The sequence below is a fragment of the Agromyces aureus genome (assembly GCF_001660485.1).
In the GTDB taxonomy this organism is placed as follows: domain Bacteria; phylum Actinomycetota; class Actinomycetes; order Actinomycetales; family Microbacteriaceae; genus Agromyces; species Agromyces aureus.
The window spans coordinates 1768435-1786426 of record NZ_CP013979.1 but is presented as its reverse complement, the minus strand read 5'-3'; the positions used below and the strand labels follow the sequence as shown (position 1 = coordinate 1786426).

The window sequence follows — 17992 nt, the reverse complement described above, 5'->3', positions numbered from 1 at the left end:
AGTCCGTCGCGCGAACGCCGAGACGCGGCATCCGTCGGTAGGCTGATCCTCGTGACCGGGTCTTCAGCGCTGCTCACCGACCGATACGAGCTCACCATGGTGGATGCCGCGTTGCAGAACGGCACCGCGCACCGGGAGAGCCTCTTCGAGGCGTTCGCGCGCCGCCTGCCCGACGGGCGCCGCTACGGCGTCGTCGTCGGCACCGGGCGCCTGCTCGAGCTCATCTCGGAGTTCCGCTTCGAGGAGCCCGAGCTCGAATGGCTGGGCGCCAACCGGGTCGTTCGGCCCGAGACGCTCGACTGGCTCGCCGACTACCGCTTCCGCGGCGACGTGTGGGGCTATCGCGAGGGCGAGGTGTACTTCCCGGGTTCGCCGCTGCTGACGATCCAGGCGACGTTCGCCGAGGCCGTCATGCTCGAGACCCTCGTGCTCTCGACGCTGAACTTCGACTCGTCGGTCGCGAGCGCCGCGGCACGCATGGTCTCGGTCGCGCTCGGACGCCCGATCGCCGAGATGGGCTCGCGGCGCACGAGCGAGCGATCGGCCGTGGCGGCGGCGCGCGCGGCGTACATCGCCGGGTTCGACGCGACCTCGAACCTCGAGGCCGGTCGCACGTGGGGCATCCCGACCATGGGCACCGCGGCGCACGCCTTCACGCTGCTGCACGACTCCGAGGAGGCGGCATTCCGCGCGCAGGTCGAAGCGTTCGGGCCGAAGACCACGCTGCTCGTGGACACCTACGACATCCGGCAGGGCGTCGAGACCGCCGTGCGCGTCGCCGGCACCGGGCTCGGCGCCGTGCGCATCGACTCGGGCGATCTGCCCACCGTGGTCGCGGGCGTCCGCGACCAGCTCGACGGACTCGGCGCCGTCGACACGAAGATCACGGTCACGAGCGACCTCGACGAGTTCACGATCGCCGGGCTCTCGGGCGCGCCGGTCGACTCCTACGGCGTCGGCACCTCGGTCGTCACGGGCTCGGGCTCCCCCGCCGCCGGCATGGTGTTCAAGCTCGTCGCACGACGCGACGATGCGGGCGAATGGGTGTCGGTCGCGAAGGCGTCCGCCTCGAAGGCCAGCGTCGGCGGCCGCAAGAACGCCGCCCGCAGGCTCGACTCGACGCTCACGGCCCGCGAGGAACTCGTGTTCATCGGCGACGGCCCGAGCGGCGAGGCGGAGTTCGAGGCGGGCACCCGACTGCGCCCGCTCATGGTGCCGCTCATGACCGGCGGGGTCGCGGATGCCGCGCACCTCGGGCCCGAGGGCACCGCGGCCGCTCGGGCGCACCGCGCCGAGGCCATGCAGGAACTGCCGATCGAGGCGTTCCGCCTCGGACGCGGCGAAGCGGCGATCCCGACCACGTACCACTGACGCGAGGGATCGAGCGATCGCGTCCGCGCGGTCGCATTGCTGTTGCCGTTCCATCGGCGGGAACCGCGCCTCGAGACGGGTGAGCGGGCGGCTCAGCGGCGACTCAGCCCTGCTTCATCTTCTCGTAGATCGCCTTGCACGTCGGGCAGACCGGGAACTTCTCGGGGTCGCGCCCGGGGGTCCACTTCTTGCCGCACAGGGCCTTGACGGGCTTGCCGGTCATGGCCGACTCGAGGATCTTGTCCTTCTTGACGTAGTGGGAGAAGCGCTCGTGGTCGCCGGGCTCGATCGCCTCGTCCTGCAGGAGCTTCTCGAGCTCGCGGTCGAGCACCGAGGTGCCTCCGCCGGGGACGTCGGGATCGGCGATACTGGCGTTCACGGGCATGATCATGGGTCGATTCTACGGCCCCGCGAAGTCGGCGCGGCCGGCGCGGGCGAGTGCCGGGCGGGCGCCGGGCGGGCGCCGGGCGACGACTCGACGACAGCCCGCCGACGCCGGCGGCCGTGCGCCGCCCACTCAGGCGCGGAGTGCCGCGCCCAGGATCTCGGGTCCGCGGCGTTCGAACACGCGACCGCCGACGAAGACACCGAGCACGAGCACCAGCACGCCGGCCGCGGTTCCGGCGATGAACGAGATCGCGTGCCACTTCGGGTCCGCGGTCAGCCCGAGGTACGCGAACCACACCGCGGGCGCCGCCACGACGAGTGAGCCGAGCATGGTGATCGACTGCACGAGCGCCGAGATGGCACCCGTCGACTGCGGCTGCTGGAACGGCGAGTCGCCCGGCTTGACGGCCGGATACGGCCAGCGCGCGGATCCGATGGACCCGACGCCGAGTCCGCCGAAGAGCAGCGCCGAGCTCACGCCGATGAGGGAGGGCAGCACGGTGTCGTCGTCGATCGCGATCATGGTGAGCGCCGCACCGACGCCGATCACGAGCATCCCGCCGACGAGCACCGGAATCAGGCGTCCGATTCGGTCGGCCGTGCCGCGTACCCCGGACACGACGTGCAGCCAGACGGCCGTGCTGTCGTAGGCGGTGTCGTTGTGCAGGATCCACCCGAGCAGCAGGCAGAGCAGCGGCACGGGGATGAGCGCGGTCGCCGTGAGCGGGAATCCGGCGAGCGTGAGCGGCACGAGCACGATGATCGGCACGAGCGGCAGCATGACGAGCGAGACCCAGTACCGCGCATCGCGACCCCAGTAGGTGAGGCTGCGTGCGGCGATCGCACCGGCGGCGGTGCCGGGCATCCGATCGAACCATCCGAGACCCCGATACTGCTTCGCGGATGCCTCGCGGCCGGGGGTGACGAGCATGCGGGCGACGAGCGCCTGCCAGCACAGCCAGATCACGGCGAGGGTCGCCGCCGCGATCAGCACCTTCACGACAGCCGCGATCCAGAGACCGGCCGCGGCATCGCCGGGAGCCGCGAACGCGGCGCCGAGCGGGGTCCAGCCGAGCACGCCGGCCACGCCCTCGAGGAAGACCAGGCCCTCGCTCTGCCAGTCGAGCGTCACGAGCACGACGATCACGGGCGAGAGCAGCACGACCACGACGAGGCCGACCACGCCCCCGATCTCCTTGGCACGGCGCGTCGCGAGCACGAGCGAGGCGATCGAGGTCGCCACTCGACCGACGAGCAGGCACGTCGCGAACGCGAGGGCCGCGCCGAGGACGGCGAAGAACGCTTCGCCGACGCCGCGGGACCACGTCACGACGGTGCCGAGCAGGACGATGGCGAGCACGATCGCCGGGATGCCGATCGTGGCCGCGAGCGCCAGCCCGAAGGCGAGTGTTCGATCGGGGATGCCGAACAGCGCGAAGCGGCGCGGATCCATCGTGTCCTCGCTGCCGAACAGCAGCGGGAACACGATGAAGCCGATGACGGTCACGCTCCCGGCGATGATGAGGCCGTCGCGCACGAGCGTGACGTCCTCGACGAGCCGCAGGCCCACGAGTGCGCTGAACAGCAGTGCGGACATGGCGAGGCCGTAGACGATGCCGAGCGAGACGCCCACGACCTGCCACGGGCTCCGCTGGAAGATGTTGCCGAGCAGCCGCAGCTTCAGTCGGAGAAACTGTGCAACCACTCCATGCCCTCCGCTGCCTGGCGCCCGCCGGCGAGTTCGACGAACCGGTCTTCGAGCGTCTCGCCCGCACGAACCTCGTCGAGGGTTCCGGATGCCAGGACGCGGCCTCCGACGATGATCGCCGCCGAGTCGCAGACGCGCTCGATGAGGTCCATGCCGTGGCTCGAGAGCACGACCGTGCCGCCGCCCGCGACGTAGCGTTCGAGGATGTCGGTGAGGTTCGCCGCCGAGACGGGGTCGACCGACTCGAACGGCTCATCGAGCACGAGCAGGCGCGGCGCGTGGATCATGGCGCACGCGAGCGCGATCTTCTTCGTCATGCCGGCCGAGTAGTCGGCGACGAGACGATCGATCGCGTCGTCGAGACCGAACGCGGCGATGAGGTCGGCGCTGCGCTCGCGCACCGTGCGGCTGTCGAGGCCCCGGAGGGATCCCGAGTAGGACAGCAGTTGTCCGCCGGTGAGTCGATCGAACAGGCGCAGCCGGTCGGGCAGCACGCCCGTCGCACGCTTGGCCGCGCGCGGATCGGCCCACGCGTCGATGTCGTTGATGCGGACCGTTCCCGCGTCGGGACGCAGGAGCCCGGTGACCATCGACAGCGTGGTGGTCTTGCCCGCGCCGTTCGGGCCGACGATGCCGAAGAACGAGCCCGCGCGGACGTCGAGCGAGATGTGGTCGACGGCGGTGTTGCCGCCGAACTGCTTGACCAGTCCGTCGATCGCGAGCACGCGAGGCGCGTCGGCGGGCGGCGCCGCCCGGGCGACGCGCAGTGTGCGCTTCTTGCGCGGGGACGCCTTGACGGCCGGGGCCGCGATGACCGCCACGGCGGTCGCGGCCTCGACCGCGGCGTGCGAGGGCGCCTCGATCGTGACTGCCTCAACCGTGACTGGCTCGACGATCGGAGCAGGCTCCTCGGCGATGACCGCCTCGGGCGCGAGCTCCTCGACGGCTGCGGCCTCGGGAACGGCCTCCTCGACCGACTCGGGCTCGGGGTCGACCGGCTCGGCCGCCACGGGCTCGACCACCGCAGGCTCGACCACCGCGGGCTCGACCACCGCAGGCTCGACCGTGCCGGGGGCTGCAACATCGCGCTCCGCGACCTCGTCGACTGCGAGCGAGGCGACCGCTGCAGTCGCGACGGGTTCGGCGACCTCGACCGGAGCCTTCTCGGCAGGTGCCTTCTCGGTGGGTGCGACCTCGACCGGAGCAGCCGGGGCCGCTTCGACGTTCGGGGCGGCCTCGACGGGTGCGAGGCTCTCGAGAGGCGCCGTCCTGCGCGGCGCGCGTTCGGCCGCCGTGGTCTCGGTCGTCAGGGCTGCGGCGACGCGCTGGGTCTGCCGCTGCTTCGCCGCCGCCGACGCAGCACGCGTGCGAGCCGACGGCGCCTCGGTCTTGGCCGCGGTGCGCGCGGTACGCGCCGTCTTCGCGGCGTCGGTGCGCGCCGAAGCGGCGCCGGCCGAGGCGGCGCGCGATGCGGCGGTGCGCTTGGAACCGGCGGCTTCGGGCGCACCCTCATCGGTCTCGGACGAAGCTGCGGCAGCCTTCGCCGCGGCTGCCTTGGCGGCCGTCGTCTTGGCCGCGGTGGCCTTCGACGCGGTGGTCTTGGCGGCGGTGGTCGTCGCCGCCGTGGTCTTCGCCGCAGTCGACCGCGGCGTCGTGGTCCTCGCCGCGGTGGTCTTCGCAGCAGCGGTCTTCGCAGGAGCCTCGACCCCTTCGGCCTCGGCGGCCTCAGTCTTGGCGGCCGCGGCACCCGTGCGCCTGGCGGGAGCCCGCTTCGCGGCGCCCGCGGACGCGGGCGTTCGAGAACTGCCGGCCTCGGTGCGCGCGCCGGACGGCCCCCGCTCGGCAGACACCCCCGTGCCCGTGCCTTCGGGAGCTTCGTCGTCGTTCTCGGAGCGCGAAACAGAAGTCACCACGCAAACCTATCAACGCCCGGGCGTCCGGCGCTCGCGTTCGACGCACGTCGTCGTTCCGGGACGCTGAGCATCTCCTGAGTGACGTATCACGATCGCGCTACGAACCGTGAGAACATTCAGGGATCCGTTACCAGCGCCCGCTACGCTGATCACGGCATAAAGGTGTGTCTTCAACAGATCTTGCGGATGAACTGCGTGTGAACTCTCGAACTCGAGGCCGCGGCATCCGAACCTCGAAGGAGAACAGCATGACCACCCAGATCGTGATTCTCGCGGCCGGCATGGGGAGCCGCCTCGGGCGCTCCCTCCCCAAGCCGTTGACCGAACTCAGCGACGGCCGCACCATCATGCGCCAGCAGTTCGACAACATCGAGCACGCGTTCGGCGCGGGTACCGACGTGACCATCGTCGTCGGCTACAAGCTCGAGCACATCATCGAGGCGTTCCCGCAGGCGTCCTTCGTCTACAACGAGGAGTACGACCAGACGAACACCTCGAAGTCGCTCATGCGCGCCCTCGCGGCGTCGCAGGCCGGCGGCGTGCTCTGGATGAACGGCGACGTCGTCTTCGACCCGAGCATCCTCGACCGCGCGCTGCCGTACATCGCGCGCGACCAGTCGTTCGTCACGGTGAACCACGCCAAGGTCTCCGACGAAGAGGTGAAGTACACGATCAGCGCCGAGGGCTACGTCAAGGAGCTCTCGAAGACCGTCAAGGGCGGTCTCGGCGAGGCGGTCGGCATCAACTACATCTCGAGCCGCGACAAGGCGACGTTCCTCGCGCACCTGCGCCGCGTCGGCGACCAGGACTACTTCGAGCGCGGCCTCGAGCTCGCCATCGAGAAGGACGGCCTGCTCATCGAGCCCATGGACATCACCGACCTGTACGCGGTCGAGATCGACTTCGCCGAGGACCTCGAGCGGGCCAACCACTTCGTGTGATCACCGGTCGACCGTCAGGTCGGCCACCCAGAACCACAGCTGAGAAGAGCGGATGCCACACGGCATCCGCTCTTCGCATGTCAGGAGACCGGGCCAGGGCGCCGCCTCGGGCGCCACGACCCGGAGGTCAGGGCGTCTCGCCGACGGACTGCGCGACGCCGGCCCGCGCGAGTCGCGCCGCGATGAGCCGACCGATCCAGGTGAACGCGACGGGGCTCAGCACCCAGAGCGGCAGCGCGATCGCCCACGCCCAGACCGTGTAGTGCTCGGCGCCGAGCCCGATGAACACGCCGATCGCGAGCACGATGCCGGAGAACACCGCCGAGACGTAGAACATCCACGGGCTCCAGCGCCGGTACCGCGTCACGAGGAAGGGCAACTCGATGAGCGCGCCCACGAGCAGCCCCGTTCCGACGAACCGGCCGATCCACCACGGGGCGAACACCGCGCCGACGAGACCGGCGATGACGCCCGCGAGCACCGCGGTGCCCGGGCGCTTGAGCAGGGCGAGCGCGACGATGCTCGGCAGGAAGTGCGCGCCGACGGTGATGCCGTAGAACAGCGGGCCGAAGGCCGCGAACGCCGCGGCGAGGTAGCCGGACGCCCCGGCGACGAGCCCGCCGCCGACGCCGATCGCTGCACAGCTCAGCAGGACCCGGGTGGTTGTACGCCGCACGACGCTCCTCTCAGACGACGCCGCAGACGGCGCCGCACCAAATCTACCGCCGTCGGGCATCTACGATGAGATCGTGATGAGCACCACCTCGGTCGCCTACGGCGACGCCCACCCGCTGCAGCGCACCCGGTGGTCCCGCTATCGGCATTCGCTGTGGCTGCTCACCACGCGCGACCTGAAGGTGCGCTACTCGACGTCGGCGCTCGGCTACATCTGGTCGGTGCTCGACCCGCTCGTCATGGCCGGCATCTACTGGTTCGTGTTCACGCAGGTGTTCGACCGGTCCGTCGGGCAGCAGCCGTACATCGTGTTCCTGCTCTCGGCGCTCCTGCCGTGGATGTGGTTCAACGGCGCGGTCTCGGATTCGACGCGGGCGTTCCTCAAGGACGCGAAGCTCGTGCGCTCCACGATGATCCCCCGCACGATCTGGGTGAACCGCATCGTGCTCTCGAAGGGCATCGAGTTCCTGCTCGCGCTGCCGGTGCTCGCGCTGTTCGCCATCGTCTTCCAGGCACCCGTGAACTGGAACCTCGCGCTGTTCCCGCTCGCCATCGCCCTGCAGGCCGTGCTCACGGCCGGCGTCTGCCTCATCGTCGCCCCGCTGGTGGTGTTCTTCCGCGACCTGGAGCGCGCGGTCAAGCTCGCCCTGCGGTTCCTCTTCTACGCGTCGCCGATCATCTACGGCGTCGCCGACCTGCCGGGCCAGCTGCACGTGTGGGCCGCGTTCAATCCGCTCTCCGGCATCTTCGGCCTGTACCGCTCGGCGTTCTTCGCGCAGGAGCTCGACTGGTTCGACGTCGCCATCGCGGCCCTCATGTCCGGCGCACTGCTCGCCGTCGGCCTGCTCGTGTTCCGGGGCAGCGTTCGCCAGGTGCTGAAGGAGATCTGATGACGGATGCCACGGCGACCCTGCCATCGACCGACGACGTGTACGCGATCAAGGCCGAGGGCCTCGGCGTGCGGTTCCGCCGCAATCGCCGCGGGCGTCGCTCGTTCAAGGACCTGCTCTCCGGTCGGCGACGCCGCACCCGACCCGACGAGTTCTGGGCGCTCCGCGACGTGTCGATCACCGTGCGCCCCGGCGAGGCCATCGGCGTCGTCGGCCGCAACGGCCAGGGCAAGTCGACGCTCCTGAAGCTCGTCGCCGGCGTCATGATCGCCGATGAGGGCACGGTCGAGGTCACGGGCGGCGTCGCGCCGCTCATCGAGATCACGGGCGGCTTCGTCGACGACCTCACGGTGCGCGACAACGTCTACCTGACCGCCGGGCTGCACGGCATGACCCGGCAGCAGATCGATGCGAAGTTCGACGACGTGGTCGACTTCTCGGGCGTCGGCGACTTTCTCGACACGCCGTACAAGCACCTCTCGAGCGGCATGAAGGTGCGCATCGCCTTCGCCGTCATCTCGCAGCTCGAGGAGCCGATCCTCCTCGTCGACGAGGTGCTCGCGGTCGGCGACAAGGCCTTCCGCGAGAAGTGCTATGCGCGCATCGAGGAACTGCTCGCCGGCGGTCGCACGATGTTCTTCGTGTCGCACAACGAGCGCGACCTCCGACGCTTCTGCACGCGCGGGCTCTACCTCGACGGCGGCGCGCTGCAGCTCGACGGCCCCATCGGCGACGTGCTCGACCGCTACAACGCGGAGCACGGCACCACCTGACCGTTCGGTCATGCCGAGGCTCGGCATCCAGCGCAACCCCCGGCGCCCGACCAGCGCGCTCACGTATCATCGCCGCATGCCCGAACGCGTGTACGACATCACCTCGATGGGCGGCGCCACGCCGTCCGAACCGAACGCCGGGCACGACGGCGGGCCGACCGGCACGGCGGGCTCGGCGGGCGCACCCGGCTCGGGCGGCCCGAGCACCGGCGCACAGAACTCGGCCGCTCCCGGCTCCGGCATGGACCGCGGCATCGACCTCGTGCTCTCGATCCATCGGCCCGTGGTCGTGGCGCACATCCGCAGCATCCGTCGCCGGGCGCCGCAGGCGAGCCCCGAGCAGCTCGTGCGCATCCTCGAACGGCGCTACCTCGCGGCGGTGACGACCGGCGGTGCCGCCGTGGGCGCGACCGCCGTGATCCCGGGCATCGGCACTGGCGTCACGCTCGCGCTCTCGGGCCTCGAGACGGCGGGCTTCCTCGAGGCGACCGCCCTGTTCGCGCAGTCCGTCGCCGAGGTGCACGGTATCCCGGTCGACAACCCCGATCGCGCCCGTGCGCTCGTGATGACCCTCATGCTCGGGCGCGAGGGCGTCGACCTCGTGCGCCAGTTCGCCGGCCAGGCCGGCGGCAAGGGCATCGCCCGAGACGTCTACTGGGGCGAACTCATCACCAACGGACTCCCCCGCGCGCTCATGGGCCCCGTCGCCGACCGCCTGCGCGCGACGTTCATCAGGCAGTTCGCGGTCAAGGGCGGCGCCGGCATCATCGGCAAGGCGCTCCCGTTCGGCATCGGCGCCGCGATCGGCGGCACCGGCAACCATCTGCTCGGGCGCAAGGTGCTCCAGCAGTCGCGGCTCGCGTTCGGCCAGGCGCCCGCCTCGCTGCCGTCCGCGCTCGAGCCCACGGAGTCGACCTCCATGCTGCAGGCGACGGCCTCCCGGTTCGCTCGAGTCGCCAACCCGGTCGGCATCGCGGCCACGGCGACGAGCCGCGGCATCCGCACGGTCGCCTCGCGCCTCTCCCGCCGCGATGCGAAGCAGGATGCGGTGACGGATGCCGCGGCATCCGTCGACGAAGGTCACGGCGTCGACCGCGGCACCGACACCGCCACCAGCGCGGACGACCACGGCGCAGGTCCCGCCCTCGGGTGACGGCGCTCGGCGCGGACCGCAGCCGGCTCAGGTGAGCGGGTCGACCTCGTCGTCGTCTTCGGTCTCGTCGTGCTCGTCGACCTCGCCGTCGGCGGCATGGATCGCGGCGAACCGCTCCCACTCGGCCATGAGGTGGTCGACGGCGGCATGGAACCGCTCGGTGGTGACGCCCGGCGTCGTGTCGCCGAAGTAGCGCTCGACCCAGAATCCGAGCCGTTCGAGTGCAGCCTCGTCATGAGAGACCTCGTCGACGCGGGCGACGAGGGCCGCGGCATCCGTCGCGTCGAGCCACTCGCAGGCCTGCAGGTAGCCGCTCGTGTCGATCTGCGCCTCGGGATTCGTCGGGCGCGTGATGAGCAGCGGCTTGCCGGCCGCGAGACGGTCGTAGACCATGGCCGAGATGTCGACGACCGCCACGTCGGCCGCCGCGAGCTGCCACCCGAGATTCGGGCCGTGGTCGTAGACGTGCTGCGCCGTGGGATCGGCCGCGTTCGCCGCCGCGAGCGCCTGGATGATCTGCTGGTTCGCGGCCCCGTACGCGCGGTCGACGACGCCGGAGCGCGGGTGTGGGCGGTAGATGACGCGGTGCCGGCCGGTGGCGAGCAGGCCCTTCACGAGGTCGACGCCGTGGGTCGCGATCGAGCCGTAGGCCGCGGCGCCGCGGTCGCCCTCCCAGGTGGGCGCGTAGAGCACGACCTCGCGCTCGTCGGGCGTGTACGGCAGGTCGGTGTCGTCGAGGTAGTGGTCGGCCTGCGGACGCCCGATGGGGATGGCTCGCTTGTCGAAGTCGTAGTCCCAGAGCACCTTGTCGAGCCGCGCACGTGCGGCATCGCCCGCGATGAAGGCGTAGTCGTAGGCCTTGAACTGGTTCGTGGTCATGTACATCTTGTCGGACTCGCCGTGGTTGATGAACACGTGCCAGCGGCGGCCGTAGCGCATCATCTGGAAGTTCTTGGCGTTCTGGTTGACGTAGAAGATCACGTGCAGGTCCTGCTCGTGCACGACGCGCTCGAGGTCGGCGACCCGACGCACGTAGGCGACGGGCAGCGGCGACTCGTCGAGCAGCGCCAGCGCGGCGCCCGAGGCACGGCTGAGGAGCAGCACCGGATGCCGCTTCGCGAGCTCGGCGAGCGGCGCGTACCACTGCCGCAACTGGTACAGGTTGACCTTGCCGTCGGCGAAGTACACGCCGACGCGGAAGCGATGGGGTTCGAACGGCGCCTGGTCGCTCAGCTTCTCGCCGAGCGCACGCTGGGCGCGCCGCGACCGCCAGATCTCCTTGGCCAGCTTGACGGCGCGACCCGCGTCTCTTCTCAATGCCACTCACCAAGGGTAGCGATGCCGCCCTGAGCGGATGCCGGAGACGGGCGCACAGGCGCCGCGCACCGTCGATCGAGAGCCGATCGTTACCCGCCGGTCGATCGCCGCGGGGCGTGGACCCGCGATCAGACGACGGGCGGACGCCCTGCTCTGGTCATGCGCCAGACGGTGCGCCACGACATCGGGCGGCGCTCGCCCGGGTGCTCGCGCCAGCCGGCGCGCCACCCGCCGAACCATGCCTTCAGCGCGGCCGGCTGTCGGAACCAGCGCAGCACCTGGATGGCGGTCCACGATCCGACGTAGAGCGGCACGAGCACCACCGGCAGGTTGCGTCGAGCGAGCCACACGCGGTTGCGCGCGTTCAGGCGGTAGTAGTACGAGTGCCGGGCTGGGTCGATCACCGGGTGGGCGGCCTCGAGGTCGCCCGCGTACCAGGCGACGCGCCCCGTGTCCCAGACGCGCCAGGCGAGCTCGATGCCCTCGTGCGCGTAGAAGAACGGGTCGGCCCAGCCGCCGGCCTCGTCGAACACGCGACGGGGCATGAGCACGGCGCCCTCCCAGCACGAGAACACGGCTGACGAGTGGGCGGGGTCGCCCTTGCGGATGCGCGGGATCCAGCGACGCGGCGACGTCAGCCCGGTGGGATCGACGACCCTGGGCTGGATGAGGCCGAGCTCGGGCCGATCGGCCAGCATGCGGCATCCGTCGTGCAGGAAGGTCTCGCTCGGCAGGAACGCGTCGTCGTCGAGGAAGAACAGCGTCTCGCCCTCGACCTCGGGCACGCCCGCGTTGCGCCCCGCGGGAATGCCGAGGTTCTCGGGCAGGTGCCGGGTCTTGACGCCGGCCGGGAGCGGCGGCTCGGCCGTGGCCGGATCCCATCCGTTGCCCACGCACACCACGTCGACCTCGACCTGGCGCTGGTCGAGCACGCTTCGGATGCCGCGGGCGAGGTCATCGGGTCGCTTGCCCATCGTGAGCACGACCACGCCGACGCGTGGGAGCGTCGGCCCGGCGTCGGAACCGCCGCTGAGCGGAGCCGCAGCCGAACCGGACTCAGGACCGGACACGATTGGACGCCATGATGGCGACGAAGTGGCCGATGACGGCGAGGATCGCGAGCGGCACCAGTGCGATGAGCACCACGCGGTCGATGAACGGCTGACCGAAGACGAGCCCCACGAGCGCGGCCGCGAAGACGATGAGCGTCAGCTCGACCGAGTGGTAGAGCCGGTGGAACGGCAGGAACTTCGCGGCCTTGCGGAGCTTCGCGACGAGCCCGCCGCGGGGTGCCGTCTCGCCGTGCGTGTCGGCGAGCTTCGTGAGTCCGGCGTTGGCCCTGGCCACGTGCACCATGTCGTTGAGCGCCTTGTTCAGCACGATCACGAGCGCCAGCAGCGCGCCAAGCGTCGTGAACAGGAAGTCCGCCGGGAACTCGAGCGGGTACGCGGCCGCGCGGATGCCGAGGGCGAGCGGGATCAACGCCTCGGTCGAGTAATGGCCGACCTTGTCGAGGAACACGCCGGCGGGCGACGACGTGCGCCGCCACCTGGCGACCTCGCCGTCGCAGCAGTCGACGAGCATCTGCAGTTGGCCGAGGACGACGGCCAGCAGCGCGCCCCAGATGCCCGGGATGAGCAGTGCGGCCGCGGTCGACCAGCCGACGAGGATCATGAGCCCGGTCACGCCGTTCGCCGAGATCCGGGTCTTCAGCAGCCACCACGTGAGGTACGGCGAGAGGTTGCGCAGGTAGAGCGACGCCGTCCAGTGCTCGGCGTTGCGACGGCCGCGCACCTCCGGCGGCTGCGTCACGGCGCGGAGCTCGGCGATGCTCGAGGGTCTCGCGTAGGGGTCGGCCTGCGACATCCGTGTCACCTTCCCGTGTGCTGTGCGATGTTGCTCGTCAACGCGAGGTAGCCCGGAACGAACCCGGCCCCCCACGAGACGTGGATGCATGGCAAGACTACGAGGAACCACAGCGCGGTGCGCAGCCCGTGGCCCCTGGCGTAGACGAGGGTCGCGAGGATCACGAACAGCAGGTAGACGACGGGCACGATGAAGCCCAGCAGCAGCCATGGCGTCGCACCGATGGCGACCTGCACGAGACCGATGAGGCCGAGCACGAACCCGACGAGCACGCCCACGACCATGACCGGCGGGACGAAGTAGCGGATGCCGCTCGTACCCGGGAAGCTGCGCGCGAGTTCGCCGCGCCAGAGGCCCGTCGAGAACATCTGCCGGGCGAGGCGCTCGAGCGTGGCGCGCGGACGGTACGTCACCGCGAGCTCGGGCGTGAACCAGACGACGCCGCCGTCGGCTCGGAGTCGCCGGTTGAGCTCCCAGTCCTGGCCGCGCTTGATGCGCTCGTCGAAGAGCCCGACGCGCAGCAGTGCCTCGCGGCGGAAGACCCCGAGGTAGACGGTGTCGACCGGGCCGGCCTGACCGCCGACGTGGAACGACGAGCCGCCGAGCCCGACCTTGGTCGTGTAGGCGAGGGCGACGGCCTGCTGGAAGGGCGTCTCGCCCTGCGCGTCCATGATGCCGCCGACGTTGTCGGCGCCCGTGCGTTCGAGCACGTCGACCGCGATGCGCGTGTAGTCGGTCGGCAGCATCGAGTGCGAGTCGACGCGCACGACGACGGGGTGCACGGCCGCGCGGATGCCGAGGTTCAGGCCCGCGGGCGTCGACCCCACCTCGTTGTCGAGCACGCGCACCCTGGGGTCGCGCTCGGCGAGATCGGCGACGAGCTCGGACGTGCCGTCGATCGACGGACCGAGCGCGATGAGCACCTCGACGGGGCCCTCGTAGTCCTGCGCGAGGATCGATTCGACGGCCTGCCTGACGTGCGAGGCGTCGTTGAGCACGGGCATGACGTAGGAGACGCCGACGAGCGGCGACGGGGTCGCCTCGTGGTGCTGCTCGGGCATGTTCCTCACTCGTGATCGGGTCGATCGAGCCTAGCAGCCGAGATGCTGCGAACCCGCGGTGCGCGGGCAGGGTGGCGCCGCTGACGCGGCGAGGCGGGGCCGGACCTTTCGGCCCGACCCCGCCTCGATTCGCCGGCTGCGACGGCGCTCAGCCCTCGAAGGTGCCGAGGGTGACGTCAGCGGTCTTCGACTCGCCGCCGCGCGTGAAGGTGATGGTGGTCTTCGCACCGCCGGGCAGTGCGCGCACCTGAGCGGTCAGGTCGGTCTGGTCGGTGATCGGCACCCCGTTGAACTCGGTGACGACATCGCCGGCCTTGAGGCCCGCGTTCGCGGCCGCGCCGCCCGAAGCCGGGTCCTCGGCGATGAGCGCACCGACGGTGTTGCTCGTGCCGTCGCTCTCGGCGGAGGTGACGACCGCGCCGAGCAGGCCGTGGGTGGCCGATCCGGTGTCGATGATCTCCTGCGCGACGCGCGCGGCCAGGTTCGCGGGCACCGCGAACCCGACGCCGATGTTGCCGGACTCGGACGACGAACCCGTCGAGAGGATCGCGACGTTGACGCCGATGAGCTTGCCGTCGGAGTCGAGGAGCGCGCCACCCGAGTTGCCCGGGTTGATCGCGGCATCCGTCTGGATCACGGGCAGCGAGACCTGGCTGGTCGCGGCGCCCTGCTGCTGCTGACCGTCCGAACCGTTGCCGCCGTCGGGCAGGTCGAAGAAGAAGTCGAACGGGCTGTCGGAGCCTCCCTGGCCGCCGTCGCCGCCGTCGCCGCTGTCGCCTTGCGTCGAGTCGTCAGGCGTCGACGGTGCGGCCGAGGAGGCCACGTCGATCGAGCGGTTCAGCGCGCTCACGATGCCGTTGGTGACGGTGCCGGACAGGCCGAGCGGCGCACCGATCGCGATCGCCGTGTCACCGACGTTGAGCTTGTCGGAGTCGGCGAACTCGAGCGGCGTGAGGCCCGAGGCATCCGTCAGCTTGATGACCGCGAGGTCGGACAGCGGGTCGGTGCCGACGACGGTCGCGGCGTAGAGGTGCCCGTCGCTCGTCTTCACCTGGATGGTCGGGTCGGCGATCTCGCCGTCGAGCGTGACCACGTGGGTGTTCGTGAGCACGTAGCCGTCGTCGGAGAGGATGATGCCGGACCCGGTGCCCCCGGCACTGCTGCCCGAGACCGAGATCGTGACGACGCTGGGGCTCGCCTTGGCCGCGACGGCCGTGATCTGGTTGACCGAGTCGGTGTCGTTCACGACGATGTTCTGCGTGCTCGCGGCGTCGCTCGAGGTCGTGCTCTGGTCGTTCGAGCTCACGAGCGCGGTGATGCCGGCGCCCGAGGCCCCGCCGATGAGCGCGGCCGCGACGGCGACCGCCGCGATGAGGCCGAAGCCCGCGCGCTTCTTGGGCTGGCCGTCGGAGGTCGGCGTGCCGGGGCCGCCGGGCTGGTACGGCGGAACGCCCGCGTACGGCTGGGTCGGCTGCTCGCCCGGGCGCGGTCCGCCGAAGGCGGGCGGCACGTGACCGGCCGGCGGCACCTGGCCGGCGGGAGCCAGCGGCTGCGTCTCGCCGGTCTGGGCTGCTGCGGCCGGCGCGGCCTGCGGCGCGGTCGGGGTCGACTCGACGGCGGGCGCGGGCGACGCGGCCGGGATCGCGGCGCGAGCGGGAGCTGCGACGGGCGCGGCATAGGGCTGCGGGGCCTGGCCCGGCGTGTAGACGGTGCCCGTGGCCTGCACGGGGGCCGGCGCTGCGGGGGCGACCGGGGCCGCGGGCTCCACGGGCGCGGTCGTGGCGGCAACCGGCGTCGCGGCAACGGCCGGAACGACGGGGACGGGGGCCTCGGCGGCGGGCGCGGCATCCGTCGTGGATGCGACCTCGGCGATGGCATCGGTGTGCACGGGAGCCTCGGCGGGCGCTGCGGCCTCGGCGGGCGCTTCGGTGGGCGCTGCAGCCTCGGCGGCCGCCGCCTCAGTGTGCTGTGCGGGGACTTCGGACGTCACGGACTGCTCGGCGGCGGTCGCGTCGACCTGCTCGTCATCGTGCGTGTTGCGTCCGTCGGTGCTGTCGGTCATGGTGTGCTCCTTCCAAAGCGAAGCCAGCTTCTCGCCGCAACCTGTGCAGCAGATCGGCGAAGTCTATGATCCTGCTATCCCCCGGCGGTGAAGGCCCCGAGTGCCGGATGCCGCGGCGGGAACGCCGTGGGTCAGCGTACCCGGGGCACCCTGACGTACGGTGAGAGCGTGAGCGACTTCCCTCCGAATTCACGGGTGACTCCTCCGGCCTCCGCGCGCACCGGAGCCGGGCTACGGCCCTGGCAGCGCACGGCCGCCGGCGCCGGCCTCCTCGCGCCCGACGGCGGCATCGCCGCGACGATCTTCGCCGAGATGAGCGCGCTCGCGATGCGCACGGGTGCGATCAACCTCGGGCAGGGCTTCCCCGACGAGGACGGCCCGGCGGTCGTGCTCGAGGCCGCACGCCAGGCGATCGCCGACGGCGTCAACCAGTACCCGCCCGGCACCGGGATGCCCGTGCTGCGCGAGGCGATCGCCCGCCACCAGCAGCACTGGTACGGCTTGACGGTCGACGCGGCATCCGAGGTGCTCGTGACCGCCGGCGCGACCGAGGCGCTGGCCGCGACGATCCTCGCCCTGGTCGACGAGGGCGACGAGGTCGTCACGTTCGAGCCGTACTACGACGCGTACGCGGCGCTCATCGCCAGGGCGGGCGGCGTGCACCGCACGGTGCCGCTGCGGTTCCCCGACTGGCGACCCGACCTCGACGAGCTCGCGTCGATCGTGGGCCCGCGCACCCGGCTCATCATCGTGAACACGCCGCACAACCCCACCGGCGCGGTGTTCGACCGCGAGGTGCTCGCCGAGATCGTCGCACTCGCCGAGCGCCACGACGCCGTCATCGTCACCGACGAGGTCTACGAGCACCTCGTGTTCGACGGACCGTTCGGCGGAGCGCACGTGCCGATCGCCACGCTGCCCGGCGCCCGCGAGCGCACCGTGACGATCTCGTCGGGCGGCAAGACGTTCAGCACCACCGGGTGGAAGGTCGGCTGGCTCGTCGCCCCCGCGCACCTCGTGACGGCGATCCTCGCGGTCAAGCAGTACCTGACCTACGTCAACGGCGCGCCGTTCCAGCCCGCGATCGCCACGGGTCTCGACCTGCCCGATCAGATGTTCACGGATGCCGCGGCGGCCCTCGCGGCCAAGCGCGACGTGCTCGCGACCGGGCTCGTCGCCGCCGGGTTCGACATGTCGCTGCCCGCCGCCGGGTACTTCATCGTGGCGGATGCCGCGCCCCTCGGGTTCGACGATGGCGCCGAGTTCTGCCGGCGGCTGCCCGAGCTCGCCGGGGTCGTCGGCGTGCCGATCTCGGCGTTCGTGCACCCCGAGCGCCGCGCCGACACCCGGAGCCTCGTGCGGTTCGCGTTCTGCAAGCGCCTCGAGGTGCTGCATGAGGCCTCGGCCCGGCTCGCGTCGCTCGGTGCACGATGACCGGGCCCGAGACGCCCGCCATCGACATCCGACACGCCTCGCGCCGGGACCTGGACCTCACCGAGGCGATCGAGAACGAGGCCGACGAGCTGCTGATCTCGCTGCTGCAGCCCGAGAGCTGGCGCCCGGCGCCGACCGGACGCGAACGCGGCGCCCAGCGCGGATACACGCTGATCGCCGTCGAGACCGCCACCGATCGACGCATCGGATTCGTGCAGGTGCTCGAGGTCGGCGACCTCGCGCACCTCGAGCAGCTCTCGGTGCTGCCCGATGCGACCAGGCGCGGACTCGGACGCCGACTGGTCGAGGCGGCCGTCGCCGAGGCGACGAGCCGCGGGTACGACGAGATCACCCTCCGCACGTTCGCGGAGGTGCCGTGGAACGCCCCGTTCTACGCCACCTGCGGGTTCGTCGAGAGCGAGCCCGGCACCGACTTCCATC

The 17992-nt window shown here is 71.3% G+C and carries 15 protein-coding genes and 1 pseudogene; 7 read left to right on the top strand and 9 right to left on the bottom strand.

Annotated elements, in window-relative coordinates; genetic code table 11:
- Nucleotides 1–51: 51 nt before the first annotated feature.
- Nucleotides 52–1371 carry a nicotinate phosphoribosyltransferase gene (locus ATC03_RS07690; RefSeq protein WP_074400995.1) on the top strand — a complete coding sequence of 440 codons (1320 nt, stop codon included), beginning with the start codon at nucleotides 52–54 and terminating at the stop codon, nucleotides 1369–1371.
- 103 nt (nucleotides 1372–1474) lie between these two features.
- Here the strand turns inward: ATC03_RS07690 and ATC03_RS07685 are convergent, their stop codons facing one another.
- From ATC03_RS07685 to ATC03_RS20965, 3 genes are all read right to left on the bottom strand, one after another.
- Complete coding sequence (locus ATC03_RS07685) at nucleotides 1475–1762, bottom strand: DUF3039 domain-containing protein (protein WP_067875178.1); 288 nt, start codon at nucleotides 1760–1762, stop codon at nucleotides 1475–1477.
- A gap of 126 nt (nucleotides 1763–1888) precedes the next feature.
- Entirely contained in the window at nucleotides 1889–3463 is a 1575-nt protein-coding gene (locus ATC03_RS07680) for a hypothetical protein (RefSeq protein ID WP_067875174.1), read from the bottom strand.
- Nucleotides 3439–5376 carry an ABC transporter ATP-binding protein gene (locus ATC03_RS20965; protein WP_227820257.1) on the bottom strand — a complete coding sequence of 646 codons (1938 nt, stop codon included), beginning with the start codon at nucleotides 5374–5376 and terminating at the stop codon, nucleotides 3439–3441. The genes ATC03_RS07680 and ATC03_RS20965 overlap by 25 nt, the downstream gene beginning before the upstream one ends.
- 251 nt (nucleotides 5377–5627) lie before the next feature.
- On the opposite strand from ATC03_RS20965, the gene ATC03_RS07670 reads away from it, so the two are divergent.
- A complete protein-coding gene (locus tag ATC03_RS07670) occupies nucleotides 5628–6320 on the top strand; it encodes a phosphocholine cytidylyltransferase family protein (protein ID WP_067875171.1) in 693 nt (230 codons plus the stop codon).
- 127 nt (nucleotides 6321–6447) lie between these two features.
- Here the strand turns inward: ATC03_RS07670 and ATC03_RS07665 are convergent, their stop codons facing one another.
- Nucleotides 6448–6996 (bottom strand): ECF transporter S component, encoded by a 549-nt coding sequence (locus ATC03_RS07665; RefSeq protein ID WP_161490327.1) that lies wholly within the window; start codon nucleotides 6994–6996, stop codon nucleotides 6448–6450.
- Nucleotides 6997–7072: 76 nt separating this feature from the next.
- On the opposite strand from ATC03_RS07665, the gene ATC03_RS07660 reads away from it, so the two are divergent.
- The 3 genes from ATC03_RS07660 to ATC03_RS20960 all read left to right on the top strand — a co-directional run bounded on the left by ATC03_RS07660 (nucleotide 7073) and on the right by ATC03_RS20960 (nucleotide 9811).
- Entirely contained in the window at nucleotides 7073–7885 is an 813-nt protein-coding gene (locus tag ATC03_RS07660; RefSeq protein ID WP_067875164.1) for an ABC transporter permease, read from the top strand.
- Entirely contained in the window at nucleotides 7885–8658 is a 774-nt protein-coding gene (locus ATC03_RS07655) for an ABC transporter ATP-binding protein (RefSeq protein WP_067875163.1), read from the top strand. Before ATC03_RS07660 ends, ATC03_RS07655 begins: the two co-directional genes overlap by 1 nt.
- 76 nt (nucleotides 8659–8734) lie before the next feature.
- Complete coding sequence (locus tag ATC03_RS20960; RefSeq protein ID WP_227820256.1) at nucleotides 8735–9811, top strand: hypothetical protein; 1077 nt, start codon at nucleotides 8735–8737, stop codon at nucleotides 9809–9811.
- A 27-nt stretch (nucleotides 9812–9838) separates the two neighbouring features.
- Here the strand turns inward: ATC03_RS20960 and ATC03_RS07645 are convergent, their stop codons facing one another.
- From ATC03_RS07645 to ATC03_RS07625, 5 genes are all read right to left on the bottom strand, one after another.
- The gene (locus ATC03_RS07645; protein WP_067875158.1) at nucleotides 9839–11134 is read right to left on the bottom strand and encodes a CDP-glycerol glycerophosphotransferase family protein; all 1296 of its coding nucleotides are present in this window, start codon (nucleotides 11132–11134) and stop codon (nucleotides 9839–9841) included.
- Nucleotides 11135–11256: 122 nt separating this feature from the next.
- A complete protein-coding gene (locus ATC03_RS07640; protein WP_067881713.1) occupies nucleotides 11257–12102 on the bottom strand; it encodes a glycosyltransferase family 2 protein in 846 nt (281 codons plus the stop codon).
- An 82-nt stretch (nucleotides 12103–12184) separates the two neighbouring features.
- Nucleotides 12185–12994: a CDP-alcohol phosphatidyltransferase family protein gene (locus ATC03_RS07635; protein WP_067875155.1), complete on the bottom strand. Its 810-nt coding sequence runs from the start codon at nucleotides 12992–12994 to the stop codon at nucleotides 12185–12187.
- A gap of 5 nt (nucleotides 12995–12999) precedes the next feature.
- Nucleotides 13000–14055: a glycosyltransferase family 2 protein gene (locus ATC03_RS07630; RefSeq protein WP_067875153.1), complete on the bottom strand. Its 1056-nt coding sequence runs from the start codon at nucleotides 14053–14055 to the stop codon at nucleotides 13000–13002.
- 148 nt (nucleotides 14056–14203) lie between these two features.
- Complete coding sequence (locus ATC03_RS07625; protein WP_084003375.1) at nucleotides 14204–16117, bottom strand: S1C family serine protease; 1914 nt, start codon at nucleotides 16115–16117, stop codon at nucleotides 14204–14206.
- 195 nt (nucleotides 16118–16312) lie between these two features.
- Here ATC03_RS07625 and ATC03_RS07620 point away from each other — a divergent pair, with 195 nt between their 5' ends.
- Together ATC03_RS07620 and ATC03_RS19960 are read left to right on the top strand one after the other, a co-directional pair.
- The gene (locus tag ATC03_RS07620) at nucleotides 16313–17551 is read left to right on the top strand and encodes an aminotransferase class I/II-fold pyridoxal phosphate-dependent enzyme (protein WP_067875148.1); all 1239 of its coding nucleotides are present in this window, start codon (nucleotides 16313–16315) and stop codon (nucleotides 17549–17551) included.
- Nucleotides 17548–17919: pseudogene (locus tag ATC03_RS19960) on the top strand (GNAT family N-acetyltransferase); the annotation flags it as partial. The gene ATC03_RS07620 and the pseudogene ATC03_RS19960, both read left to right, overlap by 4 nt.
- Nucleotides 17920–17992 lie beyond the last annotated feature (73 nt).

What these genes read in the sequence shown, in the direction of transcription:
- ATC03_RS07685 (WP_067875178.1), bottom strand. Translation starts at nt 1,762, where the DNA reads ATGATCATGCCCGTGAACGCCAGTATCGCCGATCCCGACGTCCCCGGC.
- ATC03_RS07655 (WP_067875163.1), top strand. Translation starts at nt 7,885, where the DNA reads ATGACGGATGCCACGGCGACCCTGCCATCGACCGACGACGTGTACGCG.
- ATC03_RS07630 (WP_067875153.1), bottom strand. Translation starts at nt 14,055, where the DNA reads ATGCCCGAGCAGCACCACGAGGCGACCCCGTCGCCGCTCGTCGGCGTC.
- ATC03_RS07670 (WP_067875171.1), top strand. Translation starts at nt 5,628, where the DNA reads ATGACCACCCAGATCGTGATTCTCGCGGCCGGCATGGGGAGCCGCCTC.
- ATC03_RS07625 (WP_084003375.1), bottom strand. Translation starts at nt 16,117, where the DNA reads ATGACCGACAGCACCGACGGACGCAACACGCACGATGACGAGCAGGTC.
- ATC03_RS20960 (WP_227820256.1), top strand. Translation starts at nt 8,735, where the DNA reads ATGCCCGAACGCGTGTACGACATCACCTCGATGGGCGGCGCCACGCCG.
- ATC03_RS07635 (WP_067875155.1), bottom strand. Translation starts at nt 12,994, where the DNA reads ATGTCGCAGGCCGACCCCTACGCGAGACCCTCGAGCATCGCCGAGCTC.
- ATC03_RS07640 (WP_067881713.1), bottom strand. Translation starts at nt 12,102, where the DNA reads ATGGGCAAGCGACCCGATGACCTCGCCCGCGGCATCCGAAGCGTGCTC.
- ATC03_RS07660 (WP_067875164.1), top strand. Translation starts at nt 7,073, where the DNA reads ATGAGCACCACCTCGGTCGCCTACGGCGACGCCCACCCGCTGCAGCGC.